Origin of the sequence: Paenibacillus sp. FSL H8-0315, assembly GCF_038005365.1 — a bacterium.
Classification (GTDB): Bacteria; Bacillota; Bacilli; order Paenibacillales; family Paenibacillaceae; genus Paenibacillus_AQ; species Paenibacillus_AQ odorifer.
On record NZ_JBBOTA010000001.1, the window covers coordinates 1,101,752 to 1,124,909 of the forward strand.

Here is a 23,158-nt window from a genome sequence, read left to right on the forward strand (position 1 = left end):
AATTCAAATATAGGGAGGAACCGTCATGAGTGAAGTTATTAATAAGAGTAAATTAGCCAAGGAGACAACAGGAGTTCTAGCAAGCTTAACAACTGGCCAGAAGAATGAAGCACTGCTGGGCATGGCCGATGCACTTCGCCGCGAAGCTCCCGCCATTATCACCGCCAATGCGGAGGATTTGGAACGAGGAAGACTTAATGGAACTCCGGAATCCATGCTCGACCGGCTGGCATTAGATGTTGACCGGATTAACAGCATTGCCGAAGGCTTGCAACAAATCGCTGTATTACCGGACCCTATCGGTGACACGCTAGAAAGCATTGAACGTCCTAACGGCCTCAACATCCAGAAGCTGCGTGTTCCGCTTGGTGTGATCGGCATCATCTACGAAGCACGTCCCAATGTGACTGTTGATGCTGCGGGTCTATGTCTTAAAACCGGCAACGCTGTTGTGCTGCGCGGTGGCTCCTCTGCCCTGTCCTCCAACCGTAAAATTGTCGAGGTTCTGCACAATGCTCTTGCTGAAACCTCAATGCCGCCTAACGCGCTTCAGCTGATTGAAGACCCAAATCGTTCTTCAGTAGATGAAATGCTAAAGCTGAACGGACTTTTAGATGTGATTATCCCGCGCGGAGGCAGCTCTCTTATTCAAAATGTAGTCCTTAACGCAACCGTTCCCGTAATTGAAACTGGAGCAGGCATCTGCCATACTTATCTCGACGCAACTGCCTTGCCAGAAATGGCACAGGACATTAGTTTAAATGCCAAAGCTCAGCGCCCTTCGGTATGTAACTCTATGGAAACACTACTCGTTCATCAGGATTACGCGAGCAAATATCTGTTATCCTTAGCCGAAGCATTCCGTGAGGTTCATGTAGAACTTCGTGGCTGTCAACAAACCATCTCTATTGTCCCATGGGTATTACCTGCAACCGTAGAAGACTATGCTACAGAATACAATGATTATATCCTTAATATTAGAATCGTCAGTGATATGGAAGAAGCTATGCAGCATATCGCCCAGTATGGCACGAAACATTCGGAATGTATCGTAACGGAAGATCAGGAGAACGCCACACGCTTTTTACAAGAAGTGGATGCTGCCGCTGTTTATCACAATGCCTCAACCCGCTTCACGGATGGCTTTGAATTTGGATTCGGTGCAGAGATTGGTATTAGTACCCAGAAACTCCACGCTCGTGGCCCGATGGGTCTGCCTGCACTAACTTCAACCAAATATAAGATCTACGGAACGGGACAAATTCGGGGTTAGTATACACGTTTAAGTATTCTATCACACAACTTTTAGGAGGATTTTAGCCATGTGTCAGCAACCTTCAGTTCCACTCATGAATCATAATATTGTTTTTTATGGCGCAGGCTCCATGGCAGAAGCCATCGTTCGCGGGATGATTAGCCGCAATATCGTAAAGCCCGATAATGTCATCATGCTCAATCGCAGCAGCAGTGAACGTCTGGCAGAATTAAAAAGCCGTTATGGTGTAATAGGCACAAATGATCCCGAACAAAAAATAGAATACCTACGTAACGCACCAGTAATAGTACTGGCAATGAAACCTAAAGATGCTGCAGAATCCTTACGCGGACTAGGCCCGCTTCTTTCTCCGGATCAGATCGTAGTTTCTGTCATTGCAGGTCTATCTATTCGAACCATGCAAGGTCTACTTGGCAAAGCACAGCCTATTGTTCGCACAATGCCTAACACCTCCAGTTCCATCGGTCTGGGTGCCACTGGTCTAGCCTTCTCCAAAGAAGTAGACGAAAGAGGCCGTCGCCTTGCTCTTAATATCTTTGAGGCTGTCGGGCTTACAACAGTCATTGATGAGGAACGTATGGAAACCTTGACCGGAATTTCAGGCAGCGGGCCTGCGTATATCTATTACATGATGGAAGCCATGATCGCCGCTGGTATCCGTGGTGGGCTGCCACTTGATCAAAGCACCGAATTAACTGTTCAAACTGTGCTGGGAGCTGCCCGAATGGTACAACAGACGGGAGAAGAACCCGCAGCACTTCGTAAGAAGGTTACTTCCCCTAACGGATCAACACAAGCAGCTATAGAAGTGCTTGAACGAGGGGAATTCTTTGAAACTGTGATTGCTGCCGTTAACCGATGTGCCGAGCGCTCACGTGAAATGGGTGCTGCCCTAGAGAAAGAGCTTCGTTCTTAACCAAAAAAGATCGCAGCCCATCCCCTCATCGGGTGGGAAGCGATCTTTTTTTACCTTGTTACAACATTTCCATAATTATCTCTTACGATTACCTTTAGATTTACAGGAGCCGCAACGGTCACGTTCAATGCATTCCTGGAGTTATCGAATACTAGATGTCTAGGTATGTCTCCTAAGATGACGTAAAATGTGTCTCCAACTTGCTTAGTTTGCAACAGCCGCTTCTCTTGCTCTTGCTTGAGTTGCCCTTCTGCCGTGGAATAACTCCCAAATACATTCAACTCGTTCCCAGCCGTTCGATCAACCATAATTCCATAAGGTTCGGCAGCCTGGATTATAAGTGTGCCTACACCCTGTGGAACATTCCCCTTCCATTCCGGCAAGGAATAATTCTCCTCCATAGAGGAGATCACATGTCTAAGTTCCTGTGTTAATCCTAAAGAGCTGACTCCTGCGAATACTAAACAGCACACTGCCAGAAATCCGACGAACAGAACACTTAGCACATCATAGTACATTTTCCCTTTACCACGGAACCATAAGGTGTAAATTACAATTTCTAAACCAAGTAAAATAAAAATGAGCGGCCACCAAGCAAGTGTTGTCTCGAACACATCCGCTCCTTTCCACTGCGAGACCATTATTAATGCCCCGAGAAATAAAAGGCTCAGTCCCATCGACAACGTACCTACACGCCAACTTCTAGATTTCCCTTCGTTCACTGGAAACTCGCTAGTTACCATGACTCCCGGCTCTACTTCTACTGGATTATTCAAGATTGACCCCCCGCCCCTTTTCTGCCTTTATTATTCTTACTTCCAGTCATCAGCTTCACCCCACCACCAATCAATAACACGGAGACGACAATGGTCTTAAAATATTCATTTACGCGATATTCCAGCCGCCATTCTGGAAATCTGATATCAATGGCAGGAACTGCGACATTCACAACAATAAAGTATAATCCGAGACACATCAGGACTGCTCCGAGCCAGCCTTGATGATTTAAGAAACCTTCGATAACCGGCTTATCCTGCAAAGGTTCACGTCCATATCGGCTAACTAACTGTAAGCCATCGAATAAGCTATAGAACCAAATGACCGGGATAAGGAAAAAGAGCAATGTTAACCGCAATAGATCCATGACATAAATACTTCCTAAGAAAAGAAGCATGAGCTGGAGCCCTCTTTTTTGCAGTCCCAGATACATCTGTCCAGCACCAGGAAATGCGGATAGTAATGTCGCTAATACTTTGCTGCGTCGTCCTTCCTCACGTCCAGCCTCCATCTCTTCGAATAATGTGCGGTCAACAAGCATTTCTCCTGCTTGTTTACGATGGATCAACTGAACTGCATCAAACATGCAATACAGCCAAATTACTGGCAATACTCCAAACAGCAGCAAAAATGCATCACTCGAAGTAATTCCGGCCAAGAACAGCATAACGGTCATGAATCCGAAAAAAGAAATCAGAAAGGATAGTCCACGCTGCATCAGCCCCATATGAAAATGACCCAATCCAGGAATGAAGGACAATAAGATGACATGCACCCGTTCATTATCCTCCGTCTTTACGGGCATAGTAGAACTAAAATCCAGCATTGATCCATCAGGCGCTACAATTGGAGTGGGCATTTGCAGTAATTTAATCACCAGATGAATCATCGAAAGAATCCATAGAAGTAAGAATCCGATCACTCCCAATGCCAGAATTCCCTCATCCCCTTCAGCCATAGCAATTAAGAATGACATAAATAACACACCAAAGCTTAGCAAAAAATAAACAATCCCTTGTGGGCGTCTTCCCATATAATAATGACCTGCTCCAGGAATCATATTAAGAAAAAGACCCTTAATTTTGTTACGCTGCTGTTGCATTGTTCATTTCTCCTCTCATTTCTGTCTTCCGTCCATAATCCGGCTCAACCATCCGCTGGTGGCTTGCATGAATTGTTCGCTATAAGATGGCGAATTATCTTTCTTAGGGACAATAAGCTCCATTTCACCCGTGAGTAACTTATCAAACATCCCGGAAGACATAATCAACAGCGTTAACGAAGCAGCAACGGCATAATGAAAGATTGTTTTATCATACCAGCGATAACGCCGTGATCCTTCTTCTTGCCCCGCTACTTCTTCTATGACTACTGAAGTTCTCACTGTAGCCACCCAATCTCCCATAACTCTCTCTGTAAAAGCAGACGAATTCTCCAATGAAGGCAGATCCTCCTTTAGCTCATCCAGCATCTCCATGTATGAAACAAATGTGTCTTCATCCTTGAGCAGCATTTGTTCCCATTCTTCTCGTTCTATACTATCTTCTTGCCCTTCAAGATAAGCTTTTGCCTGCTGGCGGCGAATTAAGTTTTCTCCACTCTTCATCATAGCCATTCGTCCTCCTTCCAATGTTTTCGCATCCATTGTCTCGCCCTATATAGTCTGGACTCCACCGTCTTCAGAGTAATTTCATTTTCAGCAGCAATTTGCTCATATTTTTTATTTTCCAGATAATAAGCCACCATAATTTCCCGATGACCCTCCGGTAAATTGTTGATCTCACCCGACAGACGATTCATCCGGTCACGACGGACAACAGTGGCTAGTACATCCTCCTCATTTGAAGGTGTCTGGCTCAGCACAAGCTCATAGTCACCAGGTAACTCTCGTAGCCGATCACGTTTACGTTTGGCATCAATAGCCTTATTTAAGGCGATCCGCGTAATCCATGATTTTAAGCCTTGATAACGGTAATCAGGGAGAGATCTATACATCTGAAGAAAAGCTTCCTGAGCAGCGTCTTCAGCCCCTTTGACTTCACGTAATACAGAATAGGTGATTTTGTATATGTGCTGACTGTATGTATTTACAAACTGGCGAAACGCATCTTCGTCTCCTTGGCAAATCCGCTTGATTAATAGCTCTTCCTCAATGACTCTCCCCTCCTTCCCACAGCAATAGACGCTGAGATCCTCGCCTACCCCTGCACTTATCTAAAAAAATAAAAAAAGAACCGTACAGACTCTAGCAATAGCTAAAGCAATACGGTTCTCTCCTAAACGATCTATCTTCCACCATTGCGGAATTTTTGTGTATACGTCTTAACATCCTGAGCGTTCTTGACCCGGTTACGGGCCCATTCCAGCAATATCCGGTCGATATAACGAAAATGAACCTTCCCCGCAAATACGGATTCCTTGAGCGCTAACAGAATCAGCTCCTCAGGATATCGGTCTTGATCCACCCAGCTGGAAATCGTCTCACATTCCATTGGAGACAGCGGGCGCCCGAATTCCTTCTCGAAAATACTGAATAGATTCCGGCTTTCCTCTTTATCTCCAAGTGAAGAAGGAGATATGGGGGGAGTTCCGAATCCTCCACCTGACGCAGCAGCCCGGGGAGCTGATGTTCCATATGCTCCCTTGTCCTTATCTTGCTCATTTTCTTGTACAGCTGTCGCAAGATAAGCACCTAGCTTTCCATATAACCCTGAGAAATTGTAGCGTTCATAATGGATATCTCTTAGCTCATCGTTGTCTCCATCGATGCTAATGAAACCCTCCTTCATGAGCTTCTGCAATTCTCCGGCCAGAACGGAAATGCTACGACCAGTTACGACCTGAAGCTCCTCCAGAGAAGGGAACTCAATCCCTTCCACTTGCCTGAAGGAGAGCAGATGAATCAGCAGCATGGCTTCACTTCCGCTTAAATTCAGCTTCCGGTAATACTTCAGTAATGCGTAAGGTATGACGGCCATTCCGTTCTCCAGACCGAAGGAGACGCCTTCGCTCCAGGTACTCCATGTCTTGCCGTCCATGTGCTTCCCCCTTTGTTCAAATCCTAAGAACTTATGGGTAGAGGCGGTACAGTGTACGTGGGAATGGAATAGTCTCACGTACATGGTCAAGACCACAGATCCAAGCTACAGTACGCTCAAGCCCAAGTCCAAAACCGGAGTGAGGTACAGATCCGTAAGTACGCAGATCCATGTACCATTTATAAGAATCCATCGAAAGATTGTGCTCTTTATAACGCTCTTCAAGCAGCGCAGGATCATCGATCCGCTGTGAACCCCCAATAATCTCTCCATAACCTTCAGGAGCGATCATATCAGCACACAGTACGACTTCAGGACGATTTGGATCCGGCTTCATGTAGAACGCTTTGAATGAAGCAGGATAATGAGTAATAAATACAGGTTTATCGTATGCTTCAGCGATTGCTGTTTCATGAGGTGCACCAAAATCATCACCCCAAGCAATATCTTCAAAGCCTTTATCATTCAAGAACTTGATCGCATCGTCATAAGTAATGCGTGGGAATGGTGCTTTGATATTCTCCAGCTTGGAAATATCGCGGCCTACCGCTTCCAACTCCGCACGGCAATTCTTCAATACGGATTGCACTACGAAGCTAATAAACTCTTCCTGAACCTTCAAGCTTTCCTCATGATCTGTGAAGGCCATTTCCGGCTCGATCATCCAGAACTCGATCAAGTGGCGACGAGTTTTTGATTTCTCCGCACGGAAGGTTGGTCCAAAGGAATATACACGGCCCAGTGCCATAGCTGCAGCTTCCATGTACAACTGTCCGCTTTGGGTCAGGTAAGCATCCTCATCGAAGTATTTCGTGTGGAACAAGTTAGTAGTTCCCTCTGCTGACGTTGGCGTCAGAATCGGAGGATCCACCTTTGTAAATCCGCTCTCGTTGAAGAACTGTTGGATTGCCCGGATAATCTCCGCACGAATAACCAGAACAGCCCGCTGCTTCGAGGCACGGAGCCAGAGGTGACGGTGATCCATCAAGAAATCAACACCATGCTCTTTCGGAGTAATTGGATAATTCTCTGTAAGGTGCAGAACTTCAATTCCGGTAACAGTCATTTCAAAACCGGATTGACTGCGAGGCTCCTCACGAATAATACCGGTCACATACAATGAGCTTTCCTGTGTGAGGCTCTTAGCTGCATCCCATACCTCTTCAGGCACTTCTGATTTCACTACAACTCCCTGAATATAACCTGTACCATCGCGAAGCTGCAGGAACTGAATTTTACCACTGGAGCGCTTGTTGTTTACCCAACAACCGATAACAACACTTTCTCCAACATGTTCATTCACGTTCTTGATTACACTCTTGTTAGCCATGCCTTCAATCTCTCCTCTAATTTAGCCGTTAATTCCTTGCACAATACGGTTTGTATCACGTGCGATGACAAGCTCTTCGTTAGTCGGAACTACAAGCACCTGCACTTTGGAATCTACCGTAGAGATACGACGCGGGTCGCCGGAGCGAACTTTATTAGCTTCAACATCCAACTCAATACCCAGGAACGTAAGGTTATTTAGCAGTTTCTCACGTAGCAATGAAGCATTTTCACCAACACCAGCAGTGAATACGATAGCATCTACACCGTTCATAGCAGCCGCATAAGAACCGATATACTTGCGCAAGCGGTACTCATACATTTCAAAAGCTAGCGTGGAATTAGGCTCACCTTTTTCCATACCCTCAATAATATCACGCATATCACTGCTTACGCCCGAAATTGCTAGAAGTCCACTATGTTTGTTCAACATGGAGTTAACTTCGCCTACGGACAATTCTTCCTTGTTCATCACGTAAGGTACAATTGCTGGATCAAGATCACCACTGCGAGTACCCATCATCAAACCTTCCAGAGGAGTCATACCCATGGAAGTATCCACAGACACTCCATCTTGAACTGCAGTTACACTACCTCCGTTACCGATATGACAAGTAATGATCTTCAGATCTTCCAACGGACGCTCCAAGTACTCCGCAGCAGCTTTGCTTACGAAGTCGTGTGATGTACCGTGTGCGCCATAACGACGAACTTTATATTTATTGTACAGTACTCTAGGAATCGCGTACATATAAGCTTTTTCAGGCATTGTTTGATGGAATGCAGTATCGAATACAACAACCTGCGGTACACCCGGCATATTTACTTCAGAAGCCGTAATCCCCATCATTGCTGCTGGGTTATGCAGGGGTGCAAGGTCAAACAACTGACGAATTTTAGTCTTGGCATCAGCGTCCACAAGTGCGGAAGCTTTGAAGAATTCACCACCATGTACTACACGGTGACCCACAGCATTGATTTCTTTAATGGATTCAATAACGCCATGCTCTTTATCCGTTAGGCAAGCTAGAACTTTACGAATCGCTGTGTTATGCTCCAAAATTTCACTTACTTCTGTTACTTCAGCTTTACCAGTAGGTTTATGGTTCAGAATGGAGGAATCCATCCCGATACGTTCCACCAAACCTTTAGCCAAAACGGATTCATCAGCCATATTGTACAATTGATATTTTAAAGAAGAACTACCGGAGTTAATTACTAGAATATTCATATACGGTCACCATCCTTGTCGTACTGGAAGAAGCCTTCGCCTGATTTCATACCTAATTGTCCTGCACGCACCATCTTCTTAAGGATCGTGGAAGGACGATATTTCAGCTCACCATATTCACGGAACATATTTTCGAGTGCAGCAAGAACCGAATCCAGACCAAATCTGTCAGCCATTTCAAGCGGTCCATATTGGAATTGATAACCAATACGCATAGCATCGTCAATATCCTGTGCGGAGGCAACGCCCTCTTGCAGTACATGCATAGCTTCGTTGATAAACAAGCAAATGAGGCGTGATGTTACAAATCCTGGGGATTCATAAATCATTACACCTTTTTTCTCAACAATTTCATCAACAAAGGATTTTGTATCTTCAAAAGTAGCATCTGAAGTTTTCAGACCGCGTACAATTTCAACAAGATCCACTTTAGCTACAGGGTATATGAAATGCATTCCGATCACGCGTTCCGGATACATTGTAGAACTTGCAAGTTCAGTCAAGCTAAGTGTTGACGTATTGCTGGCAAGAATAATGTGGTTTGGACATACTTGATCCAGTTGATTCAATATTTTTTTCTTTTCTTCCAAATCCTCAACGATTGTTTCGATAACCATGTCACAAGAGCTCAGCTCTGCGAAATGTGTCACTTTTTGAATGCGGCTAAGAATCAGCTTCTTCTCAGCTTGAGTGATCGCCCATTTCTCCAGTTGCTTATCTAGACTTGTCTCGATCATTTCGTAGGAGTAGTCCAGTTTCTCAGGGGTTTTCTCCACCAGCAATACATCCAGGCCCTTGGCTGCCAGCATTTCGGCAATCCCTTGTCCCATTGTGCCACCGCCGATGACACCAATTTTCTTGAAATTCATAAAAAAGTCTCCATCCTTTCAGGTATCTATACTTTTGTATTGTACCTTGTCTGTCGCAAAAATTTATAAAGCCCGACATATAATGATATCTTAGCATGCCTGAAAAGTAAAAAAAAATAACCAGCATAAATATTTATGCTGGTAAACGCACGCTGTCACGAAATTGACATCGAAATTGCTCTCCAGAGAGCACTTCTTCCTTCATTAAAATGTCAAGGGAGTAATCAAATACATTTCGTTGCTTTTCAAGGTGGTCGTGAGTACGTACCATCAACTCGTCCAATATTTTACTGTTTTCCTTCATAAGCTCTTCAGTGGTAACCATTTCCAGCTTGGCAATACCCAACGAAGTCAATCCGGATTTCATCATGGTTTCGACAATATTCAGGGCCTGATCAAAATCGCCACGTGAACCTGTGCTTCGTCCGCCATAATACATCTCTTCTGCAGCCGCTCCACCAAGTGCGATCATAATCTGATCTTCGAGATAATCTTTGGTGTACAGATACTGCTCTTGCTGAGGATTGTGACGTACATAACCAAGGGCTTGCCCCCGCGGAGTCAGCGTAACCTGACTGACACTTCCCGGACGAAGCAGTTCTGCCATAATGGCATGTCCCAATTCGTGGATCGCCACACGTTTTTTCTCTTCGTGGTTAGTTTCTCTGTCCGTTTTTTCCCCCATCATAACCTTGTCAATCGCCATCGACAGATGCCGCTGCTCAACCTCTGTCAATTCCTCACGCATCATATAAATTGCTGCCTCATTCATAACACTTTCGAGCTGAGCACCGGAAAAACCATAGGCTTCTTCGGAAATTTTGTCGAGGTTCACATTGGCATGAAGCGGCTTATTTTTGGCATGCAATTCGAGAATCGATCTGCGGCCTTTTTTATCAGGCATGTCCACTTGAATATGACGGTCAAACCGGCCAGGACGCAGCAATGCTGAATCAAGCATTTCTTTACGGTTAGTGGCTGCTACCAGTAGAATGCGTGGTGTTTCGTTGTTATAGATCCCGTCCATCTCAGTCAACAGCTGATTCAAGGTCTGATCATATTCTCGCTGCTGTCCGCCCTCACGCTTACCGCCAATTACGTCAATTTCATCTATGAAAATAATAGCGCTTTGCTTGTTTTCCTTAAGGGCGCGGGTACGGGCATCCTTAAACAAATCGCGGATACGGCCGGCACCGACACCTACGTACATTTCTACAAACTCACTGCCTGATGCTGCCACAAATACAGAGTTCGTATAATGTGCTGCTGCTCTAGCCATAAGGGTCTTACCTGTTCCTGGAGGGCCTGTAAGCAGAATCCCTTTCAAAGGCCGAATCCCGAATTTGCTGATTTCCTCATGCCGGATCAAAAAATCCAACGCTTCACGAAGCTCCTGCTTTGCATTGTCTTGCCCGCCAATTTCTTCAAAAGTGAGCTTTGAAGGTCCATCCTTCTTGCGTTTCTTCCCGGCACCTGCATTTACCGCAAGTCCGCCTCTTAAATGAGCAATGATAAGTAAAGCCGTGAGCATCCCAGCAGCAATTACAATCGGGAATATATTAATGCCTAGAAAAGCCATAAAAATAAACAAGACAGGAACAAATCCAATTAGAATTTCTTTAAGGTATTTAGGCATTATTCCATACCCCCAATGTCGCAGGTTTACGCGGCAAAATAATAAATTTGCTTTCTTTTCCATTACTCAAGCTTACATAGACATTATTGTCGTCAATTTCTGTTGAGGCTATCACATTTTTATATTGCGGATATTGCGCTTTGAGTCCATCAAGTTCTGTGGGTATAAGTGTATATTTACGGCTCTCCATGGCTTCAGCTACAGAGAACATCGCTTTATCCCAGTATTCATCCAGCAGTTCACTGGAGTTCTGTTCTACATCAAGTTTCAGTGTACGTCCATCAATCATCGATTTTCCTTCTTTGGAGACGTACTGAACCAGTTCACGTAATTTCGTGCCTGGCTGGAGATCAAGTTTCAAAGTGACCTCATTGCGGTTAATACTGATATGAGAATTATTGACGCCCTCATATTGAGATACAATCTTCTGAAGTGGTTCCTGCATTGCAAACTGACGATACAAAAAGAAGCCACCAAACAATAGAGTAGCCGACAGTAGAGACGTTATCAGCACAGGTACAAGACGTAATTTCAAGAAACGTCCTCCTCTCAAAGATGACAAAATATAAAGCTCATTATAATAATCTATAGCTATTTGAGAGCTCATCAGAGAGACTGAAGTCTCTTATTGCTGTTCTAATTACAAGTAGTAGTATATCACAGGTGTATATACTAATTTCAAAATAAATGTGAATATATTTAAAATTTAATTTTTTAAAAATTTCCATCAATACCAAATATATTCCTCACTTTCGACAAAACCGACCTTGATTTTTAATCAATCGGCCTATTTTTGTATGTGAATTTAAGAGAATATTCGGTGATAACCACCCATTCAGTATATCACTTAGTATATCACTTTTGTACATCAAATAAATGTAAACAAGCGAACTTATAATAAGTTCGCTTGTTTACTATGCCACCCTTAATTTCCTTATGTTCGGCTTAACTTTTAGGTAAACTGTAACCTTCACCCATTCGGGACCCATCCGAAAACCGATAAAATTGATAATAATACCGACCGCTCTGTTTATAAAAAAGCTGCCAAGCATACTCTCCGTTATATACTCCCGGCAGCAAGCGTTCAATCGTTATGTCCGGAAGATCAGCTTTGATAATGCCGCGTATTTGGGCTTCCGAGGTTCCTTTACTTAGTTCCTCAGCAAACACTGCGTCGTCGCCTTCAGCAAATTTTCCATCTACCGTAAAGCGGACCCAGACCATAAGAGCAGTCCCGGCTTCATTTTTTCCTGTTAAAACCCAGTACACTGCATTTTCATCCCAAACCGATTTTTGTGCTTTAGTTACCTCTGTTAGACCCGCTCTGGTTTTGGCAACATCCTTAGCGATATCACGCTCGTTCCATTGATCTTTCATAATATAGGCATAGAACTGGATAAGTCCAAACCCCAGGAGCAGAATCAGAACTGACCCCAGGAGGATCCATTTTTTCCTTTTCTTCAAGGTACAGCTCCCTTTCTAGTAATATATCTTTTTTGATTATATAACACACCCGCGTGTTTATCCAAAATTTCATAATTTTCTAGCTTTCCCAGTCTTAAAAATGCACAAAAGGCCGCAACTTTTGCTAAAAGCAAAAAGTCGCAGCCTATTATTTATTCGTTATTCTCCAGACTTAACGCTTCAATAAACCTTCGAAGGCTTCTTGCGCTTTACGCCGGATAGCTTCCTCATCCAGGGTTAAGCATTGTCCATGCTTGATGACCTGTTTACCATTCACCCACACATGCTCAACATCCTTAGCGCTAGCAGAGTAAACTGCATGAGACAACAGATCTGTGTGTGGCAGCAAATGCGGCTGATCGATATCAATAGCAATGAAATCAGCTTTCATCCCTACAGCAAGTCTGCCTACATTATTTAAAAAGATGGACTGTGCGCCATATTCTGTAGCCATACGCAGAGCCTCTGGAGCTGGAACAGCCGTTGGATCACCGCTGACACCCTTATGAATGAGAGCTGCAAGCCGCATCTCTTCAAACATATCCAAGTTATTGTTGCTTGCCGCGCCATCCGTGCCAAGAGACACCTTCACACCAGCTTTTAGAAGATCAGTAACCCGAGCCACTCCGCTAGCCAGCTTCAAATTACTGCCCGGATTATGAGATACACCCACATTATGGCGAGCCAAGATCTCAATCTCTTCATCATTTAAATGAACACCATGTGCAACTATCGAGGGACGTGTGAACATTCCAAGCTTCTCTAAGTGAGCTACAGGACGCAACCCGTAATCCGCCACATTTTGTTCCACTTCACGTTTCGTTTCGGACATATGCGTATGCATCGGTAAATCCAGATCATGCGCTGCCTGCACGAACTTAACCAGGAAGTCCGGAGGGCAAGTATAAGGGGCATGTGGCGAGATCATAGTAGTAATTCTACCGTCAGCCTTTCCATGCCAGTTACGGGCAAAAGAAATCGCTTCCGCAAGCTTGTGATTCTGTACATCCTCTGGACATAACCCGATCACACCACGCATCAATACGGAACGGATACCTGATAACTCAGCTACCTCGGCTACTCGGTCCATATGATCATACATATCGAGGAAGGTCGTAGTTCCACCCTTCAGCATTTCCAATACAGATAAGGAGGTTCCCCAGTATACATCATCACCGGTGAACTTTTCCTCCATCGGCCACATCTTCTCCTGAAGCCACACTTGTAGCGCTAAATCATCTCCATATCCACGCAGCAAAGACATCGCCGCATGACCATGTGTGTTTACAAGTCCAGGCATGAACAGCAGACGGCTGCCATCAACCACTTGCACTCCAGCTTCCATCTGAGGCTCTTCTTTTCCTATGTAAGTGATTAAATCATCTTCAATAGTCATATATCCACTCAGAACCGGCTCATCCGTTCCCGGAGTCAGAAAATACCCGCCCTTAATTATCGTTTTATTGTTGTTCATGTTCGCTTTCTTCCTTTCCATCCCGCAAGTAATAAGCAAGACTTTGCAGATCAGTTGTAAAATCAGCTGCATGCACCCGGATATTCGGTGGTGTCTTCAGAATCACAGGGGCAAAGTTCAAAATCGCTTCAATCCCAGAAGAAATGAGAATATCTGCTACATTTTGAGCTTCTGAATCAGGTACGGTAATAATGGCAATGCGAATACCTTGCTCACGAATCGTGCTGCCTAGTTCATCCATCGGTTGCACAGTAAGGGAGTTGATCTTACGTCCAACCTTAGGAGCGTACGAATCAAATATAGCCGTGATTTTCATAGTATCTTTAAGATATGCATTGTAATTAGACAAGGCATGTCCGAGATTACCTGCTCCAACTAAAGCTACATTAAGCTGTTGATCCAGCTTTAGGATATGACGGATTTTCTCAATAAGATACGTTACATCGTAGCCGATACCTTTTCTGCCGAAGTCACCAAAATATGCTAAATCCTTACGAATCTGTGCGGGATTAAGATCAAGCTTTTGTCCAAGTTCCTGAGAGGAAACTGTTAATATTTCGCGATTCTGGAGATCATTCAAAAAACGCAAGTACACAGGTAGTCTGCGAACAACGGCTTCTGATATTTTATCCGATTTCATATTTTTCCTCCTAAAAATAATAATGTTCTTGTGTAAATCCATATTCAAACGTCTACCTCTCCTTACTAAGGGCGGTACTGTAACAGACCGCCCTTAAGGATAAGGAGGAGCTAAAGCTAAACTGAAGACGAGCGTTTTAAGAAGCGCCGCCATCCTCTAGCCATTCCGCTATGCGAGGGACCATTTGATCAGTAAGCATATGCTCCATTTTGGGACCAGGCAATGAATAAAGGAAATACTTTCCGTAATGAGATTCAATAACCCTTGTATCATAAACAATAACTATTCCGCGATCCTGCGCCGTGCGAACCAGTCTTCCGAATCCCTGCTTAAAACGAATAACCGCTTGAGGAACAGATAATTTCATGAACGGATTCTTCTTCTGGGCCTGCAATAACTCCGACTTCGCTTCCGCCAACGGGTGATTCGGCGGTTGAAACGGAAGTCTCACGATGGCCAGGCAAGTCAGTGCTTCACCTGGAATATCTACACCTTCCCAGAAGCTGCTCGTCCCCAGCAGAACGGATGCTGCACTGTCCTGAAAGCGGCGGATCAGCTTACTCCGGCTGCCACCTTCCACGCCTTGACCAAGCACCGTAATCTCTTGTGAGGCCAAAGCCTCTTTAAGCGGATCATATACCTGACGCAGCATTTTATAAGAAGTAAACAGAACCAGCATCCGCCCACGTGTTGTTTTAGCAGCTTCCGATAATGACTGTACGAGTGTATCGACAAATCGAGCATCGCCCACACTGCCCTTCACACTAGGAAAATCACGCGGTATAACTAACAGTGCCTGCTCACGATACTTAAAGGGAGATGGAAGGAGTGAGGTCATTAGACGTCCCTCTTCCGCAGCTTCGTTAAGTCCGAGATTATCAATCATAAATTGAAAAGATTTATCTACAGACAGCGTCGCCGAGGTAAGCACGATGCTTTTTTTCTTATCGAAGAACAACTCTTTAAGCTGGCTGCTAACATCCACAGGGACGGCATACAGCTGTAGTGATTTGCTGCGGTAATTTCCATTTGCCTCCAGCCAATATACTACATTATCGTCATTCAGCCCCATAAAGAATCTTACTTGCTCACGGATGGAAGCCAAATCCTTAAATAAACCGCTAATATCAGTAACAAGACTGTCTGCTGAGGATTGGCTTTCCTGGTCACGCATCTCGTTAAGCATTTTATCACCCTTACGGATGATGTCGCTTAACGTCAGATTCATAGTGTTCTCTAGCGCAACTAATTCATCCCAATCCTTCGGCTTACGGGCGGGAAGCAACCGCATAACCAGTTGTCCCGCTTCCCCCGCCCCTGCATCACTGCGTTCCGGCAAAAGGCTGAACAGCTTGTCGCTGAGTGCATCCCAGGTTTCTTTGACGGTAAGCAGATCCGGGTAAATCCGATCGATGACTCCGCTCCATTCTGAAGCCTCTTCACTGCCTGACGACTGTAATATCTGGCGCAGAGCAGGAAGCTGTCCGTTTCGGCTATCTTTATACAGTCGCGATAACGTGTGTGCCACAGTGAAATGCTTCATATGCATGCCAAGATGTTTACCAGCCACATCTTCTAAATGATGTGCTTCATCAATGACAAGATGCTCGTAAGCCGGAAGCAGCTGGTGCCCAGCCTTAACATCTGCGAATAGCTTAGAGTGGTTTGTAATGACCACGTCAGCAATCCCAGCTTCATGCTTAGCCCTATGATAATAACATTTGCGGAACCACGGACAGGAACGGCCCAGACAGGAGTCGGTATCGCTTGCCACCGTCTCCCAGAAATCACCACCCCGGCCGCTTAAATTCAGCTCTTCATCATCCCCTGATTCACTTTGAGTGAGCCATACGATCATCTGAGCGGCAGTAAGCGCATCTTCCCTTGGGCTTATAAAGTCCTTTTTATTAATTTTATGCTCAAACTTACGCAGACACAAATAATGTCCTCTTCCCTTAAAAATAGCAGCTTTAAACGGAAAAGGAACTACCTGCGTTAACAAAGGGATATCCCGCTCGCGCAATTGGTCCTGCAGATTAATAGTATGAGTGCTGACCATGACTTTTTCATTGGTGCGAACGCTTTGATAAATGGCAGGCAACAAATAACCGAGCGATTTACCGGTTCCTGTGCCCGCTTCGATCAGTAGGTGTTTGTCTTCGGCAAGTGCCGTCATCACCTCATTGATCATAATATCCTGAGCTTCCCGGCTTTCATACTGCGGTAATGTGTCTTTAAGTCGTTTGGTTACTTCGTCCATATAATCAGTAAAAGATAAATTCGCTAGCGGATTCTCAGCATGCTCATCTCTAGGTGGCGCTAACTCCGTCCAGTCTCCTACTGCAAGCGCTAATTGACGATAGAAAGTCAGATCACCTTCGGGCTGTAGCGTCTCCGCTTCCCGCTCTCGCAGCAGACCATCAAAGTACCAGCCCAGATCACTATCCTCTTCGGTAAACAGCTCACAGAGTCTCTGGATCGTAAGCAGCGGCAGCTCGTAGAGCTCCTCAAGACATTTCAACAGCACTAAAGCAGTCGCAAGTGCATCACTATCTGCCTGATGCGGACGATCATGCGTCACTCCAAAATGAGCACTGACAGAGCCTAGCTGATAAGATGTGAGCGAAGGAAAGCAAAATTTGAGAAAATCAATCGTATCCAAAATCCGCCCTTGAAATGGCAAATAGCCACAACGATCTAAAGCATTTTGTAAAAAATGGAAGTCGAAAGCAACATTATGCCCTACAAGCACAACATCATCCAAGAGCGGAACAAGCTCCATCATCATCTCATCCAGCTCAGGCGCATCCTTCACATCATCATCGGTAATCCCCGTCAGACCTGTTATAAAAGGAGGAATCGGCGTTCCGGGCTTGACATAGGAACCATATACCCGGGAGATGGACCGGTCTTCTTCTATAATTGCAAGGCCAACCTGGATAATTTCACCCACGGATTGGGTTCCTGTTGTTTCAAAATCAAGCACGGCAAATTTCATTATAATTCTATTCCCTTTCAATTGAGACTCTTAATCAGCATAACAGAAGTTGCGAAAAAAGGCGATGCACACCACTGGTTCAGGGGATGCATCGCTTGAATGGAAATTTCCAAAACCGTTATTCTTTTACAAAAGGGAAACCAGCTGATTTCCAAAGTGCAGCTTCCCTCCACGACGGCGGCATACCTCTAAGTTAACGTTTGGTTCCGGAAGCGCAGGGTCATGCTGCAAAGCAAGATCAAACAATTCCTGCGCTTCATCGAAACGTTCCTGTGAGGCTCGTATGCAGCCTAAAGCATTATAAACCATGGCTTTCAGCTTGGTTTCCCGTATCAAGCCCAGCATATGGTTCAGATGACTCCAAGCGGACTCACCGTCACCTTCCTGCAGATAAGAGATGGCTAAATATAATCGAGCAGCCAAGCTATCCGGGTATTGCGCAATAACTTCTTTAAACTGATCAATACACTTTCCATACATCAGCAGCTTATAATACCCCTGACCTCTTACAAAGGAATCCATACACAGCTCTGGTGCTTCCTGTTCCGGCACTTCCTCTTCGACAACTGCTGTAAAATCCGCACTTTCGCGAAAGGAACTAAGCTTCTCAGCGAAAGCGAGCCATTCATCCATCACTTTATCGCTCAGTCTATGCAGCATATTATAATTGCATAAAAGCTCGTTCCGGCGGGCACCCTCCGCTGTAGGGTAATCTGTTACGATCTCCTGAAGCACCTTGTTCATTTCAGCAAACAAATGTTGAAACATGGGCGATCCCCCCTTACTGAAGATGAAATCAGTTCAGCTTGCCTGACTTCATTTTCTGCGAGATCGGGGTCTTTCATCCCTGCCATTCATTACATGGCGTAAGTCCATACATTAAGCGATTGTAGCATGCAATTCATGATCAGCCAGCTTCACTGGTTTGTTATTCTCATCCACGAATACCACCGTTGGCTTATGTGACTCCAGTTCTTCCGAGGACAACATCGCATACGAAATGATAATTACTGTATCGCCCGGCTGAACAAGACGAGCTGCGGCACCATTAAGACAGATCACTCCGCTTCCACGCGGTCCAGGGATTACATAGGTTTCCAGTCGCGAACCATTATTGTTATCCACAATTTGAACTTTTTCATTCTCAAGAATGTCCGCGGCTTCCATCAAGCTCTCATCAATGGTAATACTGCCCACATAGTTCAAATTCGCTTCCGTTACTGTTGCGCGGTGAATTTTGGATTTCATCATATGTCTAAACAAGTGCAGCAACCTCCTTTGGAATAAATACATTATTATCAATCAAGCGTGTTCTGCCAAACTTTACGGCGAGCGCTATAATAATTTCCCCATCCACTTCTGATAAAAGAGCTTCATCCTCTAATCCTTCAAGATCCGGGAATGTTAAGATCTCCGCGTAATCAATCACCGCTAAAGGAGAGCTGGAAATAACCGATGTCAACAATTCCCGCACTTCAGCAACGGTTGTTACTTTTCCTTCTTCAATGGACTGACGTGCTTCACGTAAGGAACGAGATAACACCAATGCCTGACTACGCTCCTCTGGAGACAAGAATACGTTACGTGAGCTAAGTGCAAGTCCATCCCCTTCACGAACGATCGGACAAGGAATAATTTCGACATTCATATTAAGATCGTACACCATTCGGCGAAGCACAGCAACTTGTTGAGCATCCTTCAGCCCAAAGAAAGCATAATCCGGCTGTACGATATTGAAGAATTTATTAACCACTGTGGTTACACCATCAAAATGCCCAGGGCGGGAAGCCCCACAAAGCCGGGTAGTAAGTCCCGAGACCGAGACCGTAGTCCGAGTAGGCTGCGGATACATTTCTTCCACACTGGGGATAAATACAATATCTACTCCCTCACGTTCAGCGAGTTCCAAATCACGACGCTCGTCACGCGGATAGGAATCATAATCCTCGTTTGGCCCGAATTGCAAAGGATTCACAAAAATGCTCATTACCACTGTGTTGCTCATTTCTCCAGCCCGGCGAAGCAGACTGGCATGTCCGTCATGCAAATATCCCATTGTAGGAACGAACCCAATCGGGGCGTGGCCACCTTGTCTCATATACTCCAAAGCTTCGCGCAGCTGCTCAATGCTTCTGACGACTCTCATTTATTTCCCTTCCTTTCTTGCAGCGCCATATAAAGATTCCAAAACCGTTTCATCTGCATTAAAAACGTGGTCTTCATCTGGGAAGGAACGTTCCTTCACTTCCTTCACATATTGGCTGATGCCCTCACGGATTACATTACCCACTTCCGCATAGGTTTTGACAAAACGTTTCTCACGGTAAGGTGAGGCATACCGCAGCAAATCATGGAAAACCAATACCTGTCCATCACAGTAACGGCCTGCACCGATCCCAATGGTTGGGATGCTAAGCGCTTCAGAGATCGCTTGGGCTACTTCTTCCGTTACCAGCTCCAGAACGATTGCAAAAGCACCTGCGGCCTCAAGCGCCTTAGCTTCATCCATCAGACGTTGAGCATCTTTGGCATCTTTGCCTTGAATCCGGTAGCCACCAATCATATTCACGGATTGAGGCGTAAGCCCGATATGTCCCAGTACAGGGACTCCCGCAGCTACAACCGTAGCTACAGTCTCACAAATCTCGAGTCCGCCTTCCATTTTGACGGCATGAGCCCGCCCTTCCTGCATTAATCTGCGCACTCCCCGCAGAGTTTCATCTACACTTCCGTGATAAGTCATAAATGGCATATCGGCCACGATAAAGGTGCTTTGTGCTCCTCGGGTTACCGAGCGGGTATGGTACACCATATCTTCAATCGTTACCGGTAAAGTTGTATCGTATCCAAGGACTACATTCCCAAGAGAGTCACCAACCAAAATAAGGTCGATACCTGCTTCTTCTGCAAGAACTGCAGACGGATAATCATAAGCGGTCAGCATGCTCAGGGGCACACCTTCTGCTTTCATTTTTTTCATTTTTACAATATTTAGCGCTTGTTTGTTTGCCATTTCTCTTTTCGTCCTCCTTTTTTAAGTAACCTGCCCGTAAAAATCGCAACAAAAAAACCTTTTAGCAATCATTTGCTAAAAAGGTCCGAAGGGCAAAAAAGAGTCACTTGCGATCGTCCCTTCTGTCTCGGTCCTTACGGCTCAGAGCAGAATCCAACGTAACCGTCAAACGCAGTTATGAAGGTATTTCCAATAATAAAAATATAAAAAAGTTCTTCAGTTCAAGAGTACAGTTCGTTAAACGATACCGCCTCCGACCCATAGTATAACAAAAAAAGCTCGGAATTACACGAAAAAAATATGACAAGGGATGATACCCTTGTCATATAAAAAATATTATAAAAGTTCAATCTCACCTGAGCATACGTTAGAGATCTCTCCCAAGCTGTTTTTAAGCAGCAGACCACCTATTTCATCCAAACCTACTACCACACCTTCAGAACGCCCCTGAGGGCTATTCAGTGCGATCTGGCGGCCCAAAGTCACTGACATGGACTCCCAGAGCTCTTTGATGGGTTTGAAACCTTGCTTCATGTACAAATTGTAATGCATCTCCAGCTCGTCCAAAACCGCTTTTACCAGCTCAGAACGGTCAACTGGAGCACCACCCCGCTCAATCCGAAGTGAAGTCGCGACCTCCTGCAGATGATCAGGATAATCTTCCTCTGTCATGTTCGCGGAAATGCCAATTCCAGCAATGCAATAATGAAGCTCCCTTTCTCTTAGAGAAGATTCGAGTAAAATCCCACAAATCTTACGACCGCCTGCAAGCAGATCATTCGGCCATTTGATGCCGGCATCTACACCTGTTACCCGTCGAATTGCCTTACAGACGGCAACCCCAGCCAGCAATGTCAGCTGCGGAGTCTCCGACAAGGGTAATTGGGGCCGTAACACAATACTCATCCAAATGCCCTTGCCACGGGGAGAAAACCACTTTCTTCCCATTCGGCCGCGGGCACCCGTCTGTTCCTCCGCGATGACTGTTGTCCCTTCCGGCGCGCCGTTTTCCGCTAAAAACTTAGCTTCTTCTTGAGTGGACACCACAGATTCCAGCAACTGAATGTCGCCTACCCAATTCGAAGCGGAGGTCTCTCGCTTCAGCTCAGTTAGCGACAGCGCTTTATCATCGCTCATGTCCATCCATCCTTTTTGCTTCAAGCAGCAATAATTGTTTATCGTTAGGTAAATCACCTGAAGCGACCGCTTGCAGGAGTCCATTTAACATTTTGCCTAGCCATGGTCCCGGACGTTTATCCAAAGCCTCCACCAGCTCATTGCCTGTAATCTCAAGCTCTGAAAGGCTGGTTAGCGGCATTTGAGCGATCCATTCTCTTGCCGCTTGTACATTTACAGTGGCAGGTGAGGTTGAGGCCTCTGACGATTCCACGACGGAAAAGGCAGAAGAGGCCGCTGGTGAAACCACAGCGGGAAGCGCAGGTGCGGCGGCTGGCAGGATCGCCAGCAGCGAGAGCCACGCTTCGGCAGCTTCCACGCCGAAGGCCAGCACGGCGGCGATCCATTGCCGCCGCAGACCTTCCATGCCGCCCGTACCCGGCGGCATGGCCTCTATTGCAGCGGTCCAAGCTTCGCGGACCCGCAGCACCTGGACGACGCCGCTCCGCGTCGTCCCCGAGAACGTCCATGCCCGCAGCAGCACATCGGCCTCTTGGGCCGATTGCTTCAGGGCATGGAGGAGAAGCGCCCACCGCAGGCGGGCGCTCTCCAGTTCCCCGATCCCGGCCGTTAAGGCGGCAGCAGCCGCCATATCGGTTCCGGTCCAGGGGAACGGGGCTTTGCCGCGCGCCAGCAGCTCGCAGCGCGCTAGCATGCCGAGGCCGCGCAGAGGATGCGGCCCCTCGACGATACGGTCCAGCTCCGCGCGGACACGCTCCACAGCAATATGCGCCAGCTTATCCCGCTGGCGCATCAGGCCCCTCCACGTGTTCTTCGCGATGGAGAAATCCAGCACCGATGCAAAACGAATGCAGCGAAGCATGCGAAGCGCATCTTCGTCAAACCGCTCCTCCGCATCGCCTACACAGCGAATCACCTGCAGCTGTAGATCCTTCTCACCCTCAAAAGGATCAATAAGTTCCCCATTTAATCCACAGCAAATCGCGTTGATCGTGAAATCACGACGACGAAGATCCTCCTTCACATCGTTGACGAAAAAAACATGCTCAGGACGACGGTGGTCTACATAACCACTCTCTGTCCGGTATGTCGTCACTTCAAACCCACAGCCATCCTGTATCACGGTGACCGTACCATGAGCTAATCCTGTTGGCACACTGCGCGCAAAGATAGCTATCACTTCCTCCGGCAGTGCTGAGGTTGTAATATCCATATCATGCACTGGCCTACCCAATAGCTCATCGCGAATACATCCTCCAACCCAATAAGCCTCGTGGCCATTTTGGGTTAACTCGGAAATTACAATCTCCGCTGCAATTGCCATCGCAGAAGGTGCCATTGTCCATTCCATATATGACTC

General features: G+C 45.8%; 22 protein-coding genes. 2 read left to right on the plus strand and 20 right to left on the minus strand.

Annotation, left to right across the window (positions count from 1 at the left end; genetic code table 11):
• Positions 1-25: 25 nt before the first annotated feature.
• Entirely contained in the window at positions 26-1,273 is a 1,248-nt protein-coding gene (locus tag MHB56_RS04730) for a glutamate-5-semialdehyde dehydrogenase (protein ID WP_341143326.1), read from the plus strand.
• A gap of 49 nt (positions 1,274-1,322) precedes the next feature.
• Positions 1,323-2,192 carry a pyrroline-5-carboxylate reductase gene (gene proC / locus MHB56_RS04735; protein ID WP_341143327.1) on the plus strand — a complete coding sequence of 290 codons (870 nt, stop codon included), beginning with the start codon at positions 1,323-1,325 and terminating at the stop codon, positions 2,190-2,192.
• 50 nt (positions 2,193-2,242) lie between these two features.
• Here the strand turns inward: proC and MHB56_RS04740 are convergent, their stop codons facing one another.
• The 20 genes from MHB56_RS04740 to MHB56_RS04835 all read right to left on the minus strand — a co-directional run bounded on the left by MHB56_RS04740 (position 2,243) and on the right by MHB56_RS04835 (position 23,149).
• Entirely contained in the window at positions 2,243-2,968 is a 726-nt protein-coding gene (locus tag MHB56_RS04740; RefSeq protein WP_341143328.1) for a hypothetical protein, read from the minus strand.
• Positions 2,965-4,071: a hypothetical protein gene (locus tag MHB56_RS04745; protein WP_076127557.1), complete on the minus strand. Its 1,107-nt coding sequence runs from the start codon at positions 4,069-4,071 to the stop codon at positions 2,965-2,967. Before MHB56_RS04745 ends, MHB56_RS04740 begins: the two co-directional genes overlap by 4 nt.
• Positions 4,072-4,086: 15 nt before the next feature.
• Positions 4,087-4,578: a hypothetical protein gene (locus MHB56_RS04750; RefSeq protein ID WP_341143329.1), complete on the minus strand. Its 492-nt coding sequence runs from the start codon at positions 4,576-4,578 to the stop codon at positions 4,087-4,089.
• Positions 4,575-5,183 (minus strand): RNA polymerase sigma factor, encoded by a 609-nt coding sequence (locus tag MHB56_RS04755; RefSeq protein ID WP_339174566.1) that lies wholly within the window; start codon positions 5,181-5,183, stop codon positions 4,575-4,577. The genes MHB56_RS04750 and MHB56_RS04755 overlap by 4 nt, the downstream gene beginning before the upstream one ends.
• A 71-nt stretch (positions 5,184-5,254) precedes the next feature.
• Complete coding sequence (locus tag MHB56_RS04760) at positions 5,255-6,007, minus strand: DnaD domain-containing protein (RefSeq protein WP_339168833.1); 753 nt, start codon at positions 6,005-6,007, stop codon at positions 5,255-5,257.
• A gap of 31 nt (positions 6,008-6,038) precedes the next feature.
• Entirely contained in the window at positions 6,039-7,337 is a 1,299-nt protein-coding gene (gene asnS, locus MHB56_RS04765) for an asparagine--tRNA ligase (protein WP_036676308.1), read from the minus strand.
• A gap of 21 nt (positions 7,338-7,358) precedes the next feature.
• On the minus strand, positions 7,359-8,567 hold the full coding sequence (locus MHB56_RS04770; RefSeq protein WP_036676305.1) for an acetate/propionate family kinase: 1,209 nt from the start codon (positions 8,565-8,567) through the stop codon (positions 7,359-7,361).
• On the minus strand, positions 8,564-9,436 hold the full coding sequence (locus MHB56_RS04775) for a 3-hydroxyacyl-CoA dehydrogenase family protein (RefSeq protein ID WP_036676304.1): 873 nt from the start codon (positions 9,434-9,436) through the stop codon (positions 8,564-8,566). The genes MHB56_RS04770 and MHB56_RS04775 overlap by 4 nt, the downstream gene beginning before the upstream one ends.
• Positions 9,437-9,569: 133 nt before the next feature.
• A complete protein-coding gene (locus MHB56_RS04780) occupies positions 9,570-11,072 on the minus strand; it encodes an AAA family ATPase (RefSeq protein WP_076276715.1) in 1,503 nt (500 codons plus the stop codon).
• Positions 11,065-11,607, minus strand: a complete 543-nt coding sequence (locus tag MHB56_RS04785; RefSeq protein WP_076297402.1) for a hypothetical protein — start codon at positions 11,605-11,607, stop codon at positions 11,065-11,067. The genes MHB56_RS04780 and MHB56_RS04785 overlap by 8 nt, the downstream gene beginning before the upstream one ends.
• A 410-nt stretch (positions 11,608-12,017) precedes the next feature.
• Positions 12,018-12,536 carry a cell wall elongation regulator TseB-like domain-containing protein gene (locus MHB56_RS04790; RefSeq protein ID WP_036676299.1) on the minus strand — a complete coding sequence of 173 codons (519 nt, stop codon included), beginning with the start codon at positions 12,534-12,536 and terminating at the stop codon, positions 12,018-12,020.
• Between the two features lie 172 nt (positions 12,537-12,708).
• Positions 12,709-14,010 carry an amidohydrolase gene (locus tag MHB56_RS04795; RefSeq protein ID WP_076127547.1) on the minus strand — a complete coding sequence of 434 codons (1,302 nt, stop codon included), beginning with the start codon at positions 14,008-14,010 and terminating at the stop codon, positions 12,709-12,711.
• On the minus strand, positions 13,997-14,650 hold the full coding sequence (locus MHB56_RS04800; protein WP_036676294.1) for a redox-sensing transcriptional repressor Rex: 654 nt from the start codon (positions 14,648-14,650) through the stop codon (positions 13,997-13,999). The genes MHB56_RS04795 and MHB56_RS04800 overlap by 14 nt, the downstream gene beginning before the upstream one ends.
• Before the next feature lie 136 nt (positions 14,651-14,786).
• Positions 14,787-17,648, minus strand: coding sequence for an ATP-dependent DNA helicase DinG (gene dinG, locus MHB56_RS04805; protein ID WP_341143330.1), 2,862 nt, complete (start codon positions 17,646-17,648; stop codon positions 14,787-14,789).
• A gap of 126 nt (positions 17,649-17,774) precedes the next feature.
• Positions 17,775-18,416 (minus strand): tetratricopeptide repeat protein, encoded by a 642-nt coding sequence (locus tag MHB56_RS04810; RefSeq protein ID WP_341143331.1) that lies wholly within the window; start codon positions 18,414-18,416, stop codon positions 17,775-17,777.
• 111 nt (positions 18,417-18,527) lie between these two features.
• Complete coding sequence (gene panD / locus MHB56_RS04815; RefSeq protein WP_036676288.1) at positions 18,528-18,911, minus strand: aspartate 1-decarboxylase; 384 nt, start codon at positions 18,909-18,911, stop codon at positions 18,528-18,530.
• The gene (gene panC, locus MHB56_RS04820) at positions 18,904-19,794 is read right to left on the minus strand and encodes a pantoate--beta-alanine ligase (protein ID WP_341143332.1); all 891 of its coding nucleotides are present in this window, start codon (positions 19,792-19,794) and stop codon (positions 18,904-18,906) included. The genes panD and panC overlap by 8 nt, the downstream gene beginning before the upstream one ends.
• Complete coding sequence (gene panB / locus MHB56_RS04825) at positions 19,795-20,661, minus strand: 3-methyl-2-oxobutanoate hydroxymethyltransferase (protein WP_341143333.1); 867 nt, start codon at positions 20,659-20,661, stop codon at positions 19,795-19,797.
• Between the two features lie 336 nt (positions 20,662-20,997).
• Entirely contained in the window at positions 20,998-21,798 is an 801-nt protein-coding gene (locus MHB56_RS04830) for a biotin--[acetyl-CoA-carboxylase] ligase (protein WP_341143334.1), read from the minus strand.
• Positions 21,788-23,149, minus strand: coding sequence for a CCA tRNA nucleotidyltransferase (locus MHB56_RS04835; RefSeq protein WP_341143335.1), 1,362 nt, complete (start codon positions 23,147-23,149; stop codon positions 21,788-21,790). The genes MHB56_RS04830 and MHB56_RS04835 overlap by 11 nt, the downstream gene beginning before the upstream one ends.
• Between the last annotated feature and the right edge of the window lie 9 nt (positions 23,150-23,158).

Excerpts from the sequence above, each read along its gene's own strand:
- MHB56_RS04730 (WP_341143326.1), top strand. The coding sequence starts at position 26 with ATGAGTGAAGTTATTAATAAGAGTAAATTAGCCAAGGAGACAACAGGA.
- proC (WP_341143327.1), top strand. The coding sequence starts at position 1,323 with ATGTGTCAGCAACCTTCAGTTCCACTCATGAATCATAATATTGTTTTT.
- MHB56_RS04745 (WP_076127557.1), bottom strand. The coding sequence starts at position 4,071 with ATGCAACAGCAGCGTAACAAAATTAAGGGTCTTTTTCTTAATATGATT.
- MHB56_RS04750 (WP_341143329.1), bottom strand. The coding sequence starts at position 4,578 with ATGATGAAGAGTGGAGAAAACTTAATTCGCCGCCAGCAGGCAAAAGCT.
- MHB56_RS04760 (WP_339168833.1), bottom strand. The coding sequence starts at position 6,007 with ATGGACGGCAAGACATGGAGTACCTGGAGCGAAGGCGTCTCCTTCGGT.
- asnS (WP_036676308.1), bottom strand. The coding sequence starts at position 7,337 with ATGGCTAACAAGAGTGTAATCAAGAACGTGAATGAACATGTTGGAGAA.
- MHB56_RS04770 (WP_036676305.1), bottom strand. The coding sequence starts at position 8,567 with ATGAATATTCTAGTAATTAACTCCGGTAGTTCTTCTTTAAAATATCAA.
- MHB56_RS04775 (WP_036676304.1), bottom strand. The coding sequence starts at position 9,436 with ATGAATTTCAAGAAAATTGGTGTCATCGGCGGTGGCACAATGGGACAA.
- MHB56_RS04780 (WP_076276715.1), bottom strand. The coding sequence starts at position 11,072 with ATGCCTAAATACCTTAAAGAAATTCTAATTGGATTTGTTCCTGTCTTG.
- MHB56_RS04795 (WP_076127547.1), bottom strand. The coding sequence starts at position 14,010 with ATGAACAACAATAAAACGATAATTAAGGGCGGGTATTTTCTGACTCCG.
- MHB56_RS04800 (WP_036676294.1), bottom strand. The coding sequence starts at position 14,650 with ATGAAATCGGATAAAATATCAGAAGCCGTTGTTCGCAGACTACCTGTG.
- dinG (WP_341143330.1), bottom strand. The coding sequence starts at position 17,648 with ATGAAATTTGCCGTGCTTGATTTTGAAACAACAGGAACCCAATCCGTG.
- MHB56_RS04810 (WP_341143331.1), bottom strand. The coding sequence starts at position 18,416 with ATGTTTCAACATTTGTTTGCTGAAATGAACAAGGTGCTTCAGGAGATC.
- panC (WP_341143332.1), bottom strand. The coding sequence starts at position 19,794 with ATGAGAGTCGTCAGAAGCATTGAGCAGCTGCGCGAAGCTTTGGAGTAT.
- panB (WP_341143333.1), bottom strand. The coding sequence starts at position 20,661 with ATGGCAAACAAACAAGCGCTAAATATTGTAAAAATGAAAAAAATGAAA.
- MHB56_RS04830 (WP_341143334.1), bottom strand. The coding sequence starts at position 21,798 with ATGAGCGATGATAAAGCGCTGTCGCTAACTGAGCTGAAGCGAGAGACC.
- MHB56_RS04835 (WP_341143335.1), bottom strand. The coding sequence starts at position 23,149 with ATGGAATGGACAATGGCACCTTCTGCGATGGCAATTGCAGCGGAGATT.